This window comes from Streptomyces sp. 2131.1 (assembly GCF_900105515.1).
In the GTDB taxonomy this organism is placed as follows: domain Bacteria; phylum Actinomycetota; class Actinomycetes; order Streptomycetales; family Streptomycetaceae; genus Streptomyces; species Streptomyces drozdowiczii.
This window is the reverse complement of the sequence record NZ_FNSY01000001.1, coordinates 2,194,268-2,212,057: the sequence shown is the minus strand read 5'-3', so window position 1 is coordinate 2,212,057 and position 17,790 is coordinate 2,194,268. Positions and strand designations below refer to the sequence as shown.

General features: G+C 72.4%; 10 protein-coding genes. 6 read left to right on the top strand and 4 right to left on the bottom strand.

Going from position 1 to position 17,790, the window contains the following annotated elements; translation table 11 throughout:
- The first annotated feature begins 20 nt into the window (after positions 1-20).
- The 6 genes from BLW14_RS09660 to fxsT all read left to right on the top strand — a co-directional run bounded on the left by BLW14_RS09660 (position 21) and on the right by fxsT (position 10,740).
- Positions 21-1,037 carry an AAA family ATPase gene (locus BLW14_RS09660; protein WP_093706255.1) on the top strand — a complete coding sequence of 339 codons (1,017 nt, stop codon included), beginning with the start codon at positions 21-23 and terminating at the stop codon, positions 1,035-1,037.
- Between the two features lie 7 nt (positions 1,038-1,044).
- On the top strand, positions 1,045-4,512 hold the full coding sequence (locus BLW14_RS09655) for an SAV_2336 N-terminal domain-related protein (RefSeq protein WP_093706253.1): 3,468 nt from the start codon (positions 1,045-1,047) through the stop codon (positions 4,510-4,512).
- 152 nt (positions 4,513-4,664) lie between these two features.
- Positions 4,665-4,853 (top strand): FxSxx-COOH cyclophane-containing RiPP peptide, encoded by a 189-nt coding sequence (gene fxsA / locus BLW14_RS35620; protein WP_018521085.1) that lies wholly within the window; start codon positions 4,665-4,667, stop codon positions 4,851-4,853.
- A 282-nt stretch (positions 4,854-5,135) separates the two neighbouring features.
- On the top strand, positions 5,136-6,284 hold the full coding sequence (locus tag BLW14_RS09645; RefSeq protein ID WP_093710687.1) for an FxsB family cyclophane-forming radical SAM/SPASM peptide maturase: 1,149 nt from the start codon (positions 5,136-5,138) through the stop codon (positions 6,282-6,284).
- The gene (locus tag BLW14_RS09640; RefSeq protein ID WP_093706251.1) at positions 6,281-7,669 is read left to right on the top strand and encodes an aKG-HExxH-type peptide beta-hydroxylase; all 1,389 of its coding nucleotides are present in this window, start codon (positions 6,281-6,283) and stop codon (positions 7,667-7,669) included. The genes BLW14_RS09645 and BLW14_RS09640 overlap by 4 nt, the downstream gene beginning before the upstream one ends.
- 80 nt (positions 7,670-7,749) lie before the next feature.
- Positions 7,750-10,740, top strand: a complete 2,991-nt coding sequence (gene fxsT, locus BLW14_RS09635; protein ID WP_177153934.1) for an FxSxx-COOH system tetratricopeptide repeat protein — start codon at positions 7,750-7,752, stop codon at positions 10,738-10,740.
- 78 nt (positions 10,741-10,818) lie between these two features.
- Here fxsT and BLW14_RS09630 read toward each other — a convergent pair whose 3' ends face one another.
- From BLW14_RS09630 to BLW14_RS09615, 4 genes are all read right to left on the bottom strand, one after another.
- Positions 10,819-14,652, bottom strand: a complete 3,834-nt coding sequence (locus BLW14_RS09630) for a multifunctional oxoglutarate decarboxylase/oxoglutarate dehydrogenase thiamine pyrophosphate-binding subunit/dihydrolipoyllysine-residue succinyltransferase subunit (protein WP_093706248.1) — start codon at positions 14,650-14,652, stop codon at positions 10,819-10,821.
- A 257-nt stretch (positions 14,653-14,909) separates the two neighbouring features.
- Positions 14,910-15,986, bottom strand: coding sequence for a HAMP domain-containing sensor histidine kinase (locus BLW14_RS09625; protein ID WP_018521090.1), 1,077 nt, complete (start codon positions 15,984-15,986; stop codon positions 14,910-14,912).
- Positions 15,983-16,720, bottom strand: a complete 738-nt coding sequence (locus tag BLW14_RS09620) for a response regulator transcription factor (RefSeq protein ID WP_018521091.1) — start codon at positions 16,718-16,720, stop codon at positions 15,983-15,985. Before BLW14_RS09620 ends, BLW14_RS09625 begins: the two co-directional genes overlap by 4 nt.
- A gap of 235 nt (positions 16,721-16,955) precedes the next feature.
- Positions 16,956-17,648 (bottom strand): spermidine synthase family protein, encoded by a 693-nt coding sequence (locus BLW14_RS09615; RefSeq protein WP_093706246.1) that lies wholly within the window; start codon positions 17,646-17,648, stop codon positions 16,956-16,958.
- Positions 17,649-17,790 lie beyond the last annotated feature (142 nt).

The following is a 17,790-nucleotide window of genomic DNA, read 5'->3' as shown; positions in this document are numbered from 1 at the left end:
GTGACAACGAGGAACACGCTATGAGTGAACCGAGCGAGTGGCTCATCTACCGGGGCATCGGCGAACCGCACGACGAGGTGCCGCAGCTGCCGCCCCCGCCGCCCTGGCGCGACTTCGGCGGAGACCGCGGGCCCGGCGCGCCGGACGGCGGCGACCGCAGGCTCGGCATCCCCGGCCGCGTGGCCGAGGAGCACCGGCCCGGCGCCGAGGAACTGGAGATGATCAACGCTGCGCTGTACCTGAGGCGCCCGCTGCTCGTCACCGGCGACCCGGGCGCAGGCAAGAGCACCCTGGCCCACTCCGTGGCCCGGGAGCTGGAGCTCGGCAAGGTGCTGCGCTGGCCCGTGGTCAGCCGCACCACGCTGCTCGACGGCCTCTACCACTACGACGCCATCGCCCGGCTCCAGGACGTCCAGATCGCCTCGCACGCGGCGGCCGGCGGCGCACCCGGGGCCGACGCCGCCCAGAGCGTGGGCAGTTACATCCGGCTCGGGCCGCTCGGCACCGCGCTGCTGCCCTCGGACCGGCCGCGCGTCCTGCTCATCGACGAGCTGGACAAGAGCGACATCGACCTTCCGAACGACCTGCTCAACGTGTTGGAGGAGGGCGAGTTCGCCATCCCCGAGCTGGAGCGGATCGCCGACCGCCTGCCCGACGGCGAGGCGGACGTCCTCGACCACGACGGCAACAAGGTCCGCATCAAGGGCGGCCGGGTGCAGTGCCGCGCCTTCCCCTTCGTCGTGCTCACGAGCAACGGCGAACGGGACTTCCCGGCCCCGCTGATGCGCCGCTGCATCCACCTGGAGCTGGGCCGCCCCGACCACAAGCGGCTCGCCTCCTTCGTCAAGGCCCACCTGGGCGAAGAGGCCGCCCGCGCCAGCGACGACCTCATCGCCCACTTCCTGGAACGCTCCCGCACCGAACTCCTCGCCACGGACCAGCTGCTGAACGCGATCTACCTGACGCACGCCGCGTCACCGGCCGGCCGCGACCGGCTGGCCGACCTGCTCATCCAGCGACTCGACCGGCCGAGGTGAGGATCTGATGTCCGGTGCGGCGGACGGCAGCGGCGGGGGCGACGGGCCCGGTGGTGCGCCCGGTGCCTCCGTGACCCCTGGGCCCGACGGGACGCCCGGCGCCTCGGAGTCGTACGGCACCGGGTTACTGCCCGAGCTCGTCGCGCGGCTGCGCGGCGCCGGGCTCGACCCCGACGTCGAGCAGCTCTGCGACGCGCTCTGGCTGGCCCGCTGGACCCGCGCCGCCGACGCCTCCGACGAGGGCACGGACACGGACCCCGAGGGCCGCGCCGGCACCCGGACCTCCGACGAGCGCGCCGAGTCCGCCCGTACGGAGACGCGGGCGCCCGGGGACGTGCGCACGCCGGACCCGGACACCCGGCGCGAGGAGGCCGGCCGGACAGGCGACGGCGAGCGGATCTCCCTGCACCCGGTCCCCGGCCGCACCCGCACCGGCGACGGGACATCCGCCCGGGACCCCGACACCGCCCGGCCGGGCACCGACTCCGGCGCCGCCGTGCTGCCCCTCGGCGTCCCGGCCGCCCCCGTCCTGCCCGCACCCCTCGAACTGAGCCGCGCCCTGCGCCCGTTGCAGCGCTACCGCCCGGTCTCCGCCCCGCTGCGCCGCGTCCTGGACGAGACCGCGACCGCCGAACGCAGCGCCCGCGCGGGCGGCGTGATCATGCCGGTGTTCCGGGGCGTGAGGCGGGGCGACGCCGTCGTGCAGTGCGTGATGGACGCCTCCTCCTCGATGCTGGTCTGGGACCGGATGTTCGAGGAGCTCCAGCAGATATTCGCCCAGCTCGGCGCCTTCCGGGACGTGCAGATGCGCTACCTGCACCCCGGACCCGACGGCGGCTGCACCGTCAGCCGCAGCCCGGACCCCGCCGCCGCCCCGCTGCACTCGGCGGACCGGCTCAGCGACCCCACCGGGCGCCGGGTCACCGTCGTCGTCAGCGACTGCGCCGGCCCGCTCTGGCGCAGCGGACACGCCCACCGGCTGCTGCACCAGCTCGCCCGGCTCGCCCCGGTCGCCGTGCTCCAGCCGCTGCCGCAGCGCATGTGGAACCGGACCCGGCTGCCGGTCACCTTCGGCTCGCTGACCCGGGGCGAGGGGCCCGCCGGGGCCACCCTGCTGAAGGTCACCGGCGACGCCGGAACGGGCCCCGCCCATCCCGGAGCCCTCGCCGTGCCCGTCCTGCCGCCGGTCGCGGACGCCCTCGCCGCCTGGGCGAGGCTGCTCTCCGGCACCGGCGCGGCGTCCGTCCCGGGCGCGGTCGGCTGGGTCAGGGCCGATCAGCCGGCGGCGGCCGCCCGCCGCGGGGGCGGCACCCTGTCCTCGCTGCAACTGGTCAGCCGGTTCCGCTCGACGGCCTCCCCGGCCGCCGGACAGCTCGCCGTCTACCTGGCGGCGGCACCCCTCTACCTGCCCGTCATGCAACTCGTACAGCGCACGATGCTGCCCCAGTCGGGACCTTCCGAACTCGCCGAAGTCCTGCTGAGCGGCCTCCTCAGGCGGCAGGAGGGCGGCACCGGACGCGGACAGTGGTACGCGTTCGAGCCCGACGTCCAGGAGGCCCTGCTCGGGCCGCTGGGCCGTGACGAGGCTCTGCTCGTACTCAAGCACTGTTCGCAATACATAGAGCAGCGGTTCGGCAAGGGCGGGCCCAACTTCCCGGCCCTCGCCTACGCCCAGCTCGGCGACGGCACCACCGGCGGCGCCGCACGGGGCACCCCCTGGCCGATTTCTGGTCCGGGCAGCGACGTGGACGCGGAGGACGCCGACGACAGTGAGGAGAACGAGGGGAACGGGGGGAACGAGAGACGTGGTGGTCCGCGCGTCCCCCACGCCTTTGCCGAAGTCGCAGCACGCGTACTGGAGCGATTCATGCCCGTACCCCCCAGATTCGTGACCCCCGAACCCAGAACCGCCCCCGACTCCCGGGCCGGCGGCCTTGCCGTGCGCCGCGCCCGTGAACTCGTACGGCACTTCGAGGCCGACAAGATGGTGCAGCGCCTGATCGACGCCGTGCAGCTCCTCAGGGGCGCCGCCGACCACGGCGGGGACGCCGCCGAGGACGCCGAACTCTGGGCGGAGTACGCGCGCTGCGTGCTGCGGCTGTGGGAGGTGCAGGGCGGTGCCGACCTGCTCGACGAGGCCGAACGCGCCGCCGAACGGGCCGCCGCCCGGCCCGGCGCCGTACGCGAACGCGCGGTGCTCGCCAAGGTCCTGCACGCGGCGGCCGACGAGCGGCGCAGGCGCGGCGACCGGCGCGGCGCGCTGGAGCTGCTGCGGCGCGCCGACCGCGAGTACACCGCCGCCTGCGCTAGCCCCGGCCTGGAACCCGGCGAGGCGCTGCGGCTCACCCTGGAACGGGTGCGCGCCCTGGAGGCGCAGTGGCGGCTCGACGGCGACACCGCGCTGCTGCAGAGCGCCTGCGGGATGCTGGAGGCCTTCACCGACGCCTGGCCCGACCAGGAGAACCGCCCGGCCGTCCTGCCCCTCCAGCACGGCCGCACCCTGCTGAAGCTCGCCCGCGCCACCCAGGACGGCGAACAGTCCCGCGAGTACGCCCGCCAGTCGGCCCGCTCCCTGCGCACCGCGTTCGCCCAGGGCGGCCGGCAGACCATGGGCAGCGAGGTCCGCGTCGTCCTGGACCTCGTCGACGCCCTGCTCGTCTCGGGCGCCGAGCCGGAGGAGGCCGCCACCCTCACCGCCCAGGCGCTGGAGACCGTACGCGACCAGCGCCAGCGCGCCCAGCTCCAGACCCGGGCCGGACGGGTCCGGGCCGCCCGCTACGAGCAGACCGGCGACCCCGCCGAACTCGTCGCCGCCACCGAGTGGTTCGCCCGCGCCGCCCGGGGCATCCCCCGCGACTCCCGGGCCCACACCGACCTGCTCGCCGAATGGGGCGCGACGCTGCTGCGCCGCGCCGAACTCCCGGACGGCCGCGAGTACATCGGCGCCGCGGTCCGCGTGCTGCGCGACTGCCGCTCCGAGACGCCGGCCGGCGGCGCCCACCAGTCGGAGCGCCTGCTGATGCTGGGCCGGGCCCTGATGCTGCGCCACCGCGCCACGGCGGACCGGGTCGACCTGCGGGAGGCCGAGTACCTCTTCAAGCTCGCCGCCGAGGAGGCCACCGACCCGCTCACCGCCGCCCGCTGCTGGCTGGAGCTGGGCCGGGCCCTTCTCCAGGCCGCCGGCGTCCTCGGCCGCCCGGCCCGCCGCGACGAGGCGGCGGAGGCCTTCCGCTCGGCCGCCGAATCCGCCGGGGACGCGCAAGCGGAGCTGGAGACTCCGCAACATCTCCGGGAAGCCGTGGAGTTGGCTGCTACAGCCAACCACTGGCGGGGTATGACGTACGAGAGGGCGGGCCGCCCCCGGGCCGCGCGGGACGCGTACCGGGCGGCCCGTCAGGAGTGGCGCAAACTGCCGGACGACGGCGGCGCGGCGGGCGAAGCGACCGCCGAACGCCTGGCGGAGCTGGAGCGATGAGTGCGACACGCTCGACGACGAGCGGATCCGCGCCCCGGCGCGCACGGCCGACAGGAGTCGAACAGGGCAGGCCAGAGAGGCGGGACCGGCGGGGCGCGCTCGACGACGAGCGGGTCACCGGACGGCCCGGTGCTGCGGTACGGGGAGGCGTGATGAGCGAGTCGACACGGAACGACGGGGCGGGCGCGACGGGCCCGGGCGAACTGCCGGACCTGCTGGGCCTGGACCTGGCGACCCTGCGGACGATGGACCACCCGGTGCTGGCTGAGGTGGTGGCGGATCTGCGGGGGCGGGCGGAGCAGCCGCGCGAAATGTACTGGGGCTTCACCAGCGCCTTCTGACATGACGCCCGGCGGCTCCCACCGCATGCTTCAGGCCGGGGGTGCGCCTGATCAGGACATCGTGGCCGGGGAACCGCCTGGCTCCGTTCCACGCCGGGAACACTCACCCCGGGCCGGCGGGGGCGACTCCGGGCCGGCATACAGCACGGGGGTGCTTGGGTGGTTGGAGGGTCGACGCCGCGGGGAAGGCGAACCGAGCGGTCCGCGGAGGCAGCGCCGCGGCCGGACTCCGGCACGCACCGTTCCACCGCGCCGGTGCCGTCCCTGCCGGACGGCGTCCCGGTGGACGCGGTCCCCTTCGGCCAGTTCATCGTCAAGGTGCACGGCCGCTGCAACCTGGCCTGCCGTTACTGCTACCTGTACGAGGGCCCCGACCGCACCTGGCGCGACCGCCCATCCGCAGCCTCGCCCGCCGTCCTCGACCGCACCGCCGCCCGCATCGCGGAGCACGCAGCCAGCCACGGGCTCGGCAGCGTCGCCCTGGTCCTGCACGGCGGCGAACCCCTGCTCGCCGGCCCCGGCCGGCTGGCGGCCCTCGCCGACGCGGTGCGCGAGCGCGTCCCGGCCGGCTGCGCCGTCCGCACCACCGTGCAGACCAACGCCACCCTGCTCACCGGTCCCGCCGTCACCACCCTCGCCCGGCACGGCATCCGCGTCGGCATCAGCCTCGACGGCGGCCTCGCCGCCCACAACACCCTGCGCACCGACCACGCGGGCCGCCCCTCCTGGCCCGCCGCCTCGCGCGGCGCCCGCCTCCTGGCCGACCACCACCCGGAGGCGTACGCGGGCATTCTCACCGTCGTCGACCCGCGCACCGACCCCGTCGAGATGTACGAATCGCTGCTCGCCCTGCGCCCTCCGGCCCTGGACCTCCTGCTGCCCCACGGCAACTGGTCCAGCCCGCCGCCGGGTCTGCCCAAAGCCGCCGGACCGGGCCGCCCCACCCCGTACGGCGACTGGCTGTGCACCGTCTTCGACCGCTGGTGGCGGGCACCCCGGCGGGAGACCCACGTCCGGCTCTTCGAGGAGTGCGTCGCGCTGCTCCTCGGACTGCCCGCCGCAACCGAGTCCCTCGGCCTCGACCCGCTCAACGCGGTGGTCGTCGAGACGGACGGGGCCATCGAACAGGTCGACTCGCTCAAGTCCGCGTACGACGGCGCCGCCGCCACCGGCCTCGACGTCTTCCACCACACCTTCGACGACGCGCTGCGCCACCCCGGCGTGGCCGCCCGCCAGGCGGGGGCCGACGCGCTCGCCGCCACCTGCCGCGCCTGCCCGCTGCTGACCGTTTGCGGTGGCGGCCACTACGCACACCGCTATCGCGCAGACAACGGCTTCCGCAACCCCTCCGTCTACTGCGCCGACCTCGAACGCCTGATCCGCCACATCGCGGAGCGGCTCGCCGACGCAACCGCTGGAGGCCCCCCATGAGCCCCGTCCCCGACCACGTCCTGCGCCAGCTCGGCCGCACCGAGGGCGACGCCGCGTCTCTCGGGCTGCTCGCCCGCGACCAGGACACCCGCCGCCTCGTCCTCCTGCGCGCCGTGCTCGACTCGGCGGAGGCCGCACCCGCCACGGTCTGCCCACCCGGGCTGCTGGACCGGCTCCGCGAGGACTGGGCCCTCCTCGAAACCGCCGAACTCGCGGACCGGGCCGCGGTACGCACCGTCCTGTTCCACCCCCTGGCGGGCCCCTGGGCCGGGCGCCTGCTGGGCGGCCTCACCTCCGGCGCCCCCGCCGGCCCGGACCTCCGCGCGGACCTGGCGCACCTGACCGCGCTGGCGGCGGCGGGGGCGGTGCGGGCGGGGGTGGGGTTCCGTACCCGGCTCGCCCCCAGGGGTGGGCTGATCTGCCTGCCGACGCTGGGGGCCGTCCAGGTCGGTGAGGGCCGGGCCGAACTGGTCTACGGCAACGATGTGCTGAAGGTGCGCCCGCAGGAGGGCCCGGAGCTGATGGTCAGGTGCCAGCCGGACCGGACGATGACCTCCACCGACCCCCGCTGGCTCCCCGTACTCGTGCTGCCCGAGGTGGTCCCCGGCAACGGGCCCGTGTCGCTGGACGACGTCGACCCGTACGGCATGGACGACGGCGGGCAGCCGCACCACGGATTCGGCGGGGCCACGCACGTCGGTGACCACGAGCGCAAGGAGTGGGCGGCCTCCTGGTCGGGCGTGGAGCCCCTGCTCCGGGTCGGCGGCGAACACCGCCTCACGGAAGCGGCCGTACTGCTGCGCTGCGTCGTTCCGCTGGGGCACCCGACCGGGACCGGACCCGAAGGAGACAGCGCGGCACACTGCAGCGGAACCAGGCGTGAGGCGTTCGGAGCCGTGCTGAGCAGTAAGCCGGCCACCTCCGCCTACTTCGCGGCGACGCTCGTCCATGAACTCCAGCACACCAAGCTGGCCGCTCTCAGCGTCCTGTGCCCCCTGCACCGGGAGGACGGGGCCGAGCGGTACTTCGCCCCCTGGCGCCCCGACCCCCGCCCCTTCGACGGCCTCCTCCAGGGCGCCTACTCGCACCTGGCGCTCGCCGACTACTGGCAGCGGTTCGCCCTGCACGCGCAACGGGTCACCCACCGCGACCTCGCCTGGGCCGAGCACGCCCGGTGCCGCGAACAGGTCGGCGCCGCGCTGCCCGTCCTGGCCGGATCGGCGGCGCTCACCCCCGCGGGCCGGACCCTGGTCAACGAGATGATCACGGTCTACCACCGTCTGGACGATTCTCCGCCTCCCCCCGGGCACCTCGCGCGCGCACAGGCGTACGTGAGTACCGCCAAGGTGATATGGCAGCAGAGGAACGGCTCGCGACGGAAGTGAGCGGCCCGCGATTTCCGCTGGAGCGACCAAGGCTCCGGTGTATGTTGACAAGGCTCGTATCGAGGCAGGGAGACGGTTGAATGCCCGGAACGCGTAAGCCAGTTGGAGTGACCGGGGCGAACACCGTCACGATCAGTTTCGCCGGGTTCAACCGCGCCTGGGCGGCGTGGATCGCGGACCGCCTGGAGCGGCGTGGCGTCACCGTCGTCCAGCAGCGATGGGACCCGCCGGTCTCGATCCCGCTGGAGGAGTCGCTGCGGGATCTGACGCTGGCGCGCGGACGCGTCCTGGTGGTGCTCAGCGACTGGTACTTCCAGCTCGGCCCCCGCAGCCACGATGAATGGAACAGGGCGCTGCGTTCCGAAGTGGCCCCTGACCCCGACCGGTTCGCGGCAGTCTGCGTCACCACGTCGGCGCTGCCCGGTGCCACCTCCGCCTTCGGCGCGGCCGACCTCACCAACGTCGGTGCGGCGGAGGCGGAGCGGCGTCTCCTGGCCCGGCTCGGCCTGCCCACCGACCCCCTTCCCGACGCCGACAGCGCACCGGGCCCGCGCTTCCCCGCCGACACCCCGCAGGTGTGGGGCGGGGTGCCGCGCCGCAACATCCGCTTCACCGGCCGCGAGCAACTGCTCACCGACGCCTACCGGGCCCTCCAGGAGTCGGGCCCCGGCGCCGGAGTCGTGACCCTGCACGGCATGTCGGGCGTCGGCAAGACGCAACTGGCCGCCGAATACGTCTACCGCTTCGGCTCCGAGTACGACGTGGTCTGGTGGGTGCCCGCCGACCGCCGCGCGATCTACCGGCAGAAGCTCGCCGAACTCGCCCCCGAACTGGGCCTGTCCACCGGCGCCGAATACGGCGAACGGCTCCGCGCCGTACGCGACTCGCTGCGCCGCGGCGACCCGCACGCCCACTGGCTGCTCATCCTCGACGGTGCCGACGAGCCCGACCAGATCTGGGACCTGGTGCCCACCGGCCCGGGACACGTCCTGATCACCTCCCGCAACCCGGAGTGGAGCGAGCACAACAGCAACCTCGTCGAGGTGCCCGTCTACCGGCGCGACGAGTCCGTGGCCTTCATCCGCCGCCGCGCCCCCCGCCTGACCCCGGCGGAGGCCGACCAGCTCGCCGAGGCGCTCGAAGACCTGCCGCTGCTCCTCGACCAGACCGCCGGGTGGCTCAACGACTCGGACCTGTCGGTGGAGGAGTACATCGAACTCCTCGAAGGCGGCATCGACCAGGACGTCGTCAAGGTCTCCGCCGACTTCCCGCTCGCCTTCCAGACCGCCTGGTCGATACTGCTGAACAAGCTCAGGGACACCGTCCCCGAGTCCGTCGACCTGCTGCGCCTGTGCAGCTTCTTCGCACCCGGCTCCATCCCCGTACGGCTGCTGAAGGAGATGCCGCCAGGGGACCTGCCGGAACAGGTCTCCGGGCTGATGAGCGACCCCCTGCTGTGGAACAAGGCGATCAACCAGCTCCGCCAGTACTCCGTGGTGCGGCTGGAATCCCATGAATCGGGCATCGAAGCGGCATCCTCCGGGGAGTCCCTCTACATGCACCGCATGGTCCACCAGATCGTGGGCCACGACATGTCGGAGGAGAACCGGCAGGAGTTCATCGATGTGGTCAGGCGCGCTCTCGCCGCGGCGGACCCCGGCCGCCCCACCGACACCCGTCTGTGGCCCGCGTACGCCGAGATCACCCCGCACCTGAAGTGGGCCGACGTACTCAAGAGCACCGACCCGGCCGTGCAGACCCTGGTTCTCAACTGTCTGCGCTACATGTACCTGTCTGGGGAGTACCGGGCGGGTATCAAACTGGGTGAACGCGCCATGGTCGCCTGGCGGGAGATGTTCGGTGAGAACCACTCCCGGATCTGGGACCTCAGCTACCACTACGCCAACCTGCTCAGGGCCGTCGGTGACTACGCCGCGACCGAGGCCATCGAACGCGCCGCCGTGGACCACCTGCGCGCCGAACGCGGCATCCACGACCTGGAACACCTGCGCGCCGCATCCGGACTGGCCGCCGACCTGCGTGGTCTCGCCCGGTACGACGAGGCGCTGGACATCTCCGGCTGGGTTTTGGCCGGTTACCGGGAACTCCTGGGCGACCAGGATTCCCGCACGCTCAACGCGCAGAACAACCTGGCCATGACGCTCCGGCTGCTGGGCAGGTACACAGAGGCCCTGGAACTGAACGGCCGGACGCTGGACGCCCGCCGTCAGCTCCTGCGGCAACGGCACGCCTGGACCCTCTACTCCGAGATCCACTACTCCACCGATCTGCGGCTCCTGGGCCGCTACAACGAGGCGCTCTCCCTGCAGAACCAGAGCGTCCAGGTGCACCGGCGCGTCCTGGGGACCGACAACCCGCAGACCCTGCGCGCCGAGCACAACCTCGCGCTCTGCCACTACCGCAACGGTGAACGCGCCAAGGCCGCCGCCCTGTTCACCCGCGTCCTCGAACGCTGCGAACGCGTCCTGGGCGAGAACGACCCGCTGACGATGATGTTCGCCGCAGGACAGAGCTGCTTCGCCCGCGAACACGGCAACATCGACCAGGCCCGGGCCATAAGCGAGAAGGTCGTGAACGGGTACGCGGACATGCTCGGTGAGGAACACCCGTACGTGGTGGGCACCCGGTCCAACCACGCGTTGATCCTGCGCAACGTGGGGGAGAGGGACCACGCCCACGTGCTCCTGGAGGAGGCGCTGGCCGGCATGGAGCAGGCCGTCGGCGAGAACCACCCGTGGACGCTGGGCTGCGCCATCAACGCCTCGGCGTTGCGGAACCTCGTGGGCGACCCCGAGGGGGCGGCGGCGCTGACGGACTCCGTCATCACCCGCGCCATGGAGGTCCTGGGCCGGACCCACCCGCTGACGCTGTCCGCCCGTATCGCCCACGCCGCCGACCTGCGCGGTCTCCGTGACCGGCAGAAGGCCGAGAAGATCGAGAACGAGGCCCTGGAGGACTTGGCGACCACCCTGGGTGCCCAGCACGTCCACACCGTCTCGGCCCGCTCCCGCAACCGTCCCTACTGGGACTTCGAGCCGCTGACCATCTGAGCCGGCCGGAAGACACCAAGGGGCCCGCCCCGCGATTCATCTCGCGGGACGGGCCCCTGGTTCGTGCCGGGTCGCCGGTCAGGCCTCGAAGACCTCCTCGACCAGCTGGGTCTGCTCCGCCTGGTGGCGCTTGGCCGAGCCGACCGCCGGGGACGAGCCGTGCGGGCGGGAGATCCGGCGCAGGCGCTCGCCGTGCGGGACGTCCGCGCCGACGGCCAGGTCCAGGTGGTCGATCAGGTTGAGGGCGATGAACGGCCAGGCGCCCTGGTTGGCCGGCTCCTCCTGGGCCCACAGGTACTTCGCCGCGTTCGGGTACTTGGCGATCTCGGCCTGGATCTCGGCACCCGGCAGCGGGTACAGGCGCTCCAGACGGATGATCGCGGTGTCCGTGACGCCGCGCTTCTGGCGCTCGGCTTCGAGGTCGTAGTAGACCTTGCCGGCGCAGAAGACGACCTTGCGGACGGCGCTCGGGTCGACCGAGTCGTCGCCGATGACCGGACGGAAGCCGCCGGTCGTGAACTCCTCCACCTTGGAGGCGGCCGCCTTCAGGCGGAGCATCGACTTCGGGGTGAAGACGATCAGCGGCTTGTGGTGCGGGTTGTGCACCTGCCACCGCAGGAGGTGGAAGTAGTTCGACGGCAGGGTCGGCATCGCGACCGTCATGTTGTCCTGCGCGCACATCTGGAGGAAGCGCTCCGGGCGGGCGGACGAGTGGTCCGGGCCCTGGCCCTCGTATCCGTGCGGCAGGAGCAGCGTGACGCCGGAGGTCTGGCCCCACTTCTGCTCGGCCGAGGAGATGAACTCGTCGACGACGGTCTGCGCGCCGTTGACGAAGTCACCGAACTGGGCCTCCCAGATGACCAGCGACTCCGGACGGGCCAGCGAGTAGCCGTACTCGAAGCCCATCGCCGCGTACTCGCTGAGGAGCGAGTCGTAGACGTTGTAACGGGCCTGGTCGTCCGTCAGGTAGAGGAGCGGGGTGTAGTCCTCGCCCGTGACCTGGTCGACGAGCACCGCGTGGCGCTGGCCGAAGGTGCCGCGGCGGCTGTCCTGGCCGGCGAGCCGGACCGGGGTGCCCTCCATCAGCAGCGAACCGATGGCCAGGGTCTCGCCCATGCCCCAGTCGATCGTGCCGTTCTCCACCGAGGCGGCACGGCGCTGCATCTGCGGCATCAGGCGCGGGTGCACGGTGATCGACTCGGGGATGTTGACCTGGGACTCGGCGATCCGCTTGACGACCTCGGCGGAGACCGCGGTGTTCACGGCGACCGGGAAGTGGGCCTGCGGGTCGGAGACGTGCGGCTGCGCCGGCTGCGAGGTGGCCTCGCGGACCTCGGCGAAGACCTTCTCCAGCTGGCCCTGGAAGTCCTGGAGCGCCTGCTCCGCCTCTTCCAGGGTGATGTCGCCGCGACCGATGAGGGACTCGGTGTAGAGCTTGCGCACCGAGCGCTTCTTGTCGATCAGGGTGTACATCTGCGGGTTGGTGAACTCCGGGTTGTCGCCCTCGTTGTGACCGCGGCGGCGGTAGCAGATGAGGTCGATGACGACGTCCTTGTTGAACGCCTGGCGGAACTCGAAGGCGAGCCGCGCCACCCGGACGACGGCCTCGGGGTCGTCGCCGTTGACGTGGATGATCGGCGCCTCGATCATGCGCGCCACGTCGGTGGCGTACATGGAGGAGCGCGAGGACTCCGGGGCGGCGGTGAAGCCGACCTGGTTGTTGATCACCACGTGCACGGTGCCGCCGGTGCGGTAGCCGCGCAGCTGCGACATGTTGAGCGTCTCGGCGACGACGCCCTGGCCCGCGAAGGCCGCGTCGCCGTGGAGCGCGATGGGCAGGACGGTGAAGTCCGTGCCGCCCTTGTTGATGATGTCCTGCTTGGCGCGGGCGATGCCCTCCAGAACCGGGTCGACCGCCTCCAGGTGCGAGGGGTTGGCGGCCAGCGAGACCTTGATCTGCTCGCCGTCCAGGCCGGTGAAGGTGCCCTCGGCGCCCAGGTGGTACTTCACGTCGCCGGAGCCGTGCATCGAGCGCGGGTCGAGGTTGCCCTCGAACTCGCGGAAGATCTGGGCGTACGACTTGCCCACGATGTTCGCGAGGACGTTCAGGCGGCCGCGGTGGGCCATGCCGATGACGACCTCGTCGAGGCGGGCCTCGGCGGCGGAGTCGATGACCGCGTCGAGCAGCGGGATGACGGACTCGCCGCCCTCCAGCGAGAACCGCTTCTGGCCGACGTACTTGGTCTGCAGGAACGTCTCGAACGCCTCGGCGGCGTTGAGGCGGCGCAGGATGCGCAGCTGCTCCTCGCGCTCCGGCTTGGGGCGCGGGCGCTCCACCCGGTCCTGGAGCCACTTGCGCTGCTTCGGGTCCTGGATGTGCATGAACTCGATGCCGGTGGTGCGGCAGTACGACTCACGCAGCACGCCGAGGATGTCGCGGAGCTTCATCATCGACTTGCCCGCGAACCCGCCGACCGCGAAGTCCCGCTCCAGGTCCCACAGGGTGAGGCCGTGCTCGGTGATGTCGAGGTCGGGGTGCTTGCGCTGGTGGTACTCCAGCGGGTCGGTGTCGGCCATGACGTGGCCCCGGACCCGGTAGGAGTGGATCAGCTCGAAGACCCGCGCGGCCTTGGTGACGTCGTCGTCGTGCGAGGCGTCGATGTCCTTGAGCCAGCGGACCGGCTCGTAGGGGATGCGCAGCGCCTTGAAGATCTCGTCGTAGAACTCGTTCTCGCCGAGCAGCAGCTGGGAGAGGATGCGCAGGAACTCGCCGGAGGCGGCGCCCTGGATCACCCGGTGGTCGTACGTCGAGGTCAGGGTCATGACCTTGGAGATGCCCAGCTTGTTCAGGGTGTCCTGCGAGGTGCCCTGGAACTCCGCAGGGTAGTCCATCGCGCCGACGCCCATGATGAGGCCCTGTCCGGGCATCAGGCGGGGCACCGAGTGAACGGTGCCGATGCCGCCGGGGTTGGTCAGCGAGGCGGTGACGCCGGTGAAGTCGTCCATGCCGAGCTTGCCGTTGCGGGCGCGCCGGACGATGTCCTCGTACGCCTGCCAGAACTCGAAGAAGTTGAGCGTCTCGGCCTTCTTGATGGCCGCGACGACCAGCTGGCGGTCGCCGTTCGGCTTCACCAGGTCGATGGCGAGGCCGAGGTTGACGTGCTCCGGCTTGACCAGGGTCGGCTTGCCGTCCTTCTCCGCGAAGGAGTAGTTCATGGCCGGCATGGCCTTGAGCGCCTGCACCATCGCGTACCCGATGAGGTGCGTGAAGGAGATCTTCCCGCCGCGGGCGCGCTTGAGGTGGTTGTTGATGACGATGCGGTTGTCGAAGAGCAGCTTCACCGGGACGGCGCGCACGGACGTGGCCGTGGGCAGCTCCAGCGAGGCGTTCATGTTCTTCGCGACCGCGGCGGACGGGCCGCGCAGCGTCACGTACTCGGGACCGGCCGGGGCCTCGGTGTCCGCGGCGGCCTTGGCCTTCGCGGCCGGGGCCTTGGCGGCGGGGGCCTTCGCGGCCGGAGCCGGAGCGGCCTGGGCCGGAGCCTTCGGGGCGGCGGCGGGCGCGGCCGGAGCGGCCTGGGCCGGAGCGGCGGGTGCCGCCGGGGCCTGGGCGGCGGGCTGCGCCGGCGAGGCCGGAGCGGTGTTGCCGGTGGGGGCGGCCGGGGCCGCGGGCGCTGCAGCCCCCGCGGCTGCGGCGCCGGGAACGGGCTTGTCCGCCGTGCCGGTCTTGCCCGGCTTGTAGTCGGCGAAGAAGTCCCACCAGGCGCGATCGACCGAATTCGGGTCCTGGAGGTACTGCTGGTAGATCTCGTCGACGAGCCACTCATTGGCGCCGAATGCCGCGGCCGGGTTGGTGCCCGGGCCGGCCTGATCGGTCGAGATGCTCGAGTTACTGGGGGACTGAGACGACACGGCGGTGACCGCCCTCTTCCGCTTCGCAAGGTGATGGACAGCGGGAATCAAGGCTACGCCTCCGCGGCCGTTCCTTGCAGGCCGGGGAGGTCTTCGTCGTGCAAGTCACATCGAAAGCCGGGTTTCGGCGCTGGAAATGGCGGGAAACAAGCATGGTTCCGCTTCGCTCCGGGTACGCGAGGCCGCCACAGCGGCCCCCTGGACCGTACCCCTTGAGAAGAACACGCAGAACGTGCCCTTCCGGTTCGAACCCTATGTCAACCTCGCGGTTGAGGAATCCCCGGAAGAGTGACGCGTATGCGGCAGCCGCGAGCAGATTCGGCCACGCCGATCCGGCCGCCGTGCAGATCCACCGCCCAGCGCGCGATCGCCAGGCCGAGACCCGTCCCGCCGTCGCTGCCCGGACCGTGCGGAGAGGCCACGTCGCCCCGGTTGAAGCGCTCGAAGACGCGGTGCCGCTCGGACTCCGGGATGCCCGGGCCCTCGTCCACGACCTCCAGGTGCAGGGACTCCGGCTGCGGGCCGCGCCGCGCCAGCACCGTCACCCGGCCGTGCGGCGGGCTGTGCTTGACGGCGTTGTCGATGAGATTGGCCACCACCTGGTGCAGCCGCTCCGCGTCCGCGTGCGCGGTCAGCTCCGGCGGCGACACGTCCAGGTGCAGATGGACGTCCGTACGCGAGTGGTTGCCGGACCCGGAGGAGAGCCGGCGGTGCGCGGCGGCGAGGTTCGCCTCCTTCAGCACCCCCGACAGATACGGCCACACCTCGAAGCGGTTGGCCTTCAGCGTCACCACGCCGTTGTCCAGCCGGGACAGGTCGAGCAGCGTCTCCACCAGCCGGCCCAGGCGCTCCGTCTGCTTCAGCGCGGTCCGCATCGTCTCGGGGTCGGCCGACGACACCCCGTCCACGACGTTCTCCAGAACGGCTCGCAGCGCCGCGATGGGAGTCCGCAGTTCGTGCGAGACATTCGCCACCAGCTCCTTGCGGTGCCGGTCCACCGCAGCCAGGTCGTCCGCCATCAGGTTGATGGTCTGCGCCAGGTCGCCCAGTTCGTCGCGCCGGTCCGCCCCGTTGACCCGCCGGGTGTAGTCCCCGTGCGAGATCGACCGGGCCACCGCGCGCATCTCGTCCAGCGGCGCGGTCAGGCCGTGCGCCACGAACTGGGTGATGAGCAGGGTCGCGATGACCGAGAACACGGTGATGAACCGCAGCTCGGTCCGCGTACGGAAGGCCACCATGATCAGCCCGGTCGTGATGAAGACCGACACCACGACCAGGGTGCCCAGCTTGGCCTTGATCGAGAACGGCCGCAGCCCCGGTCCGGGCGAGGTCATGGCGCGGGGGTCTCCAGGGCGTAGCCGACTCCGTGCACGGTACGGATGCGCTCCGCGCCGATCTTCCGGCGCAGCGCCTTGATGTGACTGTCCACGGTCCGGGTGCCCGAGGCGTCCGCCCAGTCCCAGACCTCCGCGAGCAGCTGCTCCCGGGAGAGCACCGCGCGCGGGGTGTTCGCCAGGCAGACCAGCAGGTCGAACTCGGTCGGGGTCAGGTGCACGTCGTCCGCGCGGACCCGGACCCGGCGCTGCGCGTGGTCGATCTCCAGCTCGCCGAGGCGGAGTATGCCGCTGCGCGGCGTCACGGCGGCCAGCGCGGCCCGCTCCACCCGGCGCAGCAGCACGTGCACCCGGGCGGCCAGCTCACGCATCGAGAACGGCTTGGTCATGTAGTCGTCGGCACCGACGCCGAGCCCGACGAGCATGTCCGTCTCGTCGTCCCGCGCGGTCAGCATCAGCACCGGCACCGGCCGCTGGGCCTGTACGCGGCGGCAGACCTCCAGGCCGTCGAAGCCCGGAAGCATGATGTCGAGGACCATGAGGTCCGGCTGCCAGGCTTCCGCCGCGTCCACGGCCGCCGGGCCGTCGAGAGCGGTCTGCACCAGGAAACCCTCCGCCCGCAGCCGGGCGGAAATGGCATCGACGATCGTGGCGTCGTCCTCGACCACCAGCACCCGGCGCTGCGCGCCCGGGGTGGCCGCGACGCCGGTCTGGGTGGTGTGTGTCTGTTCCATCGCCCCGCCCCTGCCCGTTCTCACGGAGGCCATTCCCCCGGACGTACGGTTTTCGCTCGTGAATTTCGTGGGTGATCCCGCTATCGGTCAGCAGCGTAGATGCAGCGGAGGGTTCCCGGCTACGCAGGGTGCAAGGCCGTGCGGCCCCGGAAGTCGTACGCGGGCGGCGGAGTGTCGCGCTTATGGGGCTTGCGCCCCGGGCGCCCGGGGCGCCGCGATACCCGGCGGGGGAATGTCAGTCCGATCGAATTGCGAGATGGACCACGTCGGGAACACCTCGGGCAACGCCCACTTCTTCCGCCCTTACCCCCTGGAACCCGGCATTCCGTAGGGCTTGGTCGAATGCGTCGGACGGTTGTGCGGACCACACGGCGAGGACCCCGCCCCGGTTGAGCCGCGCCCGGCAGTCGGCCAGACCGGCGGGGGAGTAGAGGCTGTTGTTGTCCTCGGTGACGGTCCAGTCCGGCCCGTTGTCGATGTCCAGACACAGTGCGTCGTAACGGTCCGTAGTCGTGCGCAGATACGCGACGAGATCGGTCGTCAGGATCTCCGTACGGGGATCGGCGAGCGCCGGTCCGGAGATCCCGGCCAGCGGTCCGTCCAGGTGCCAGTCCACGATCGCCCGCTCCCGCTCGGCGACCGCGATCCGCCCCCAGCGCGGCTCGGCGGCGGCCCGGGCGAGCGAGAACCCGACACCCAGTCCCCCGATCAGCACGGCGGGCCCGCTACGGCCGGCCGGCAGCGCCTCCAGCGCCGCGTCGATCAGCAGCCGCTCGGACCGCCCGTCCGAGGTGTCCATCAGGAAGCACCCGTTGGCGATGATCTCGAAGTCCTCCCCGCGCCTGCGCAGGACGACCTCCCCGTACGGTCCCTCGCGGCGGTCCAGGGTGACGGGGGCGTCGGCGTCGGGGCCGAACGTGTGGGACATGGCACTGATCTCCGGTGGCCGTGGTCGGTGACCCCGCCATCCTGTCGCGCGGGGGCGGGCGGGGGCCAGCGAGTTCGAACGGGGGCGGGCGGGGGCCGGCGAGTTCGAACGGGGGCGGGGTGCGGGGGCCGGCGCCTCCGGC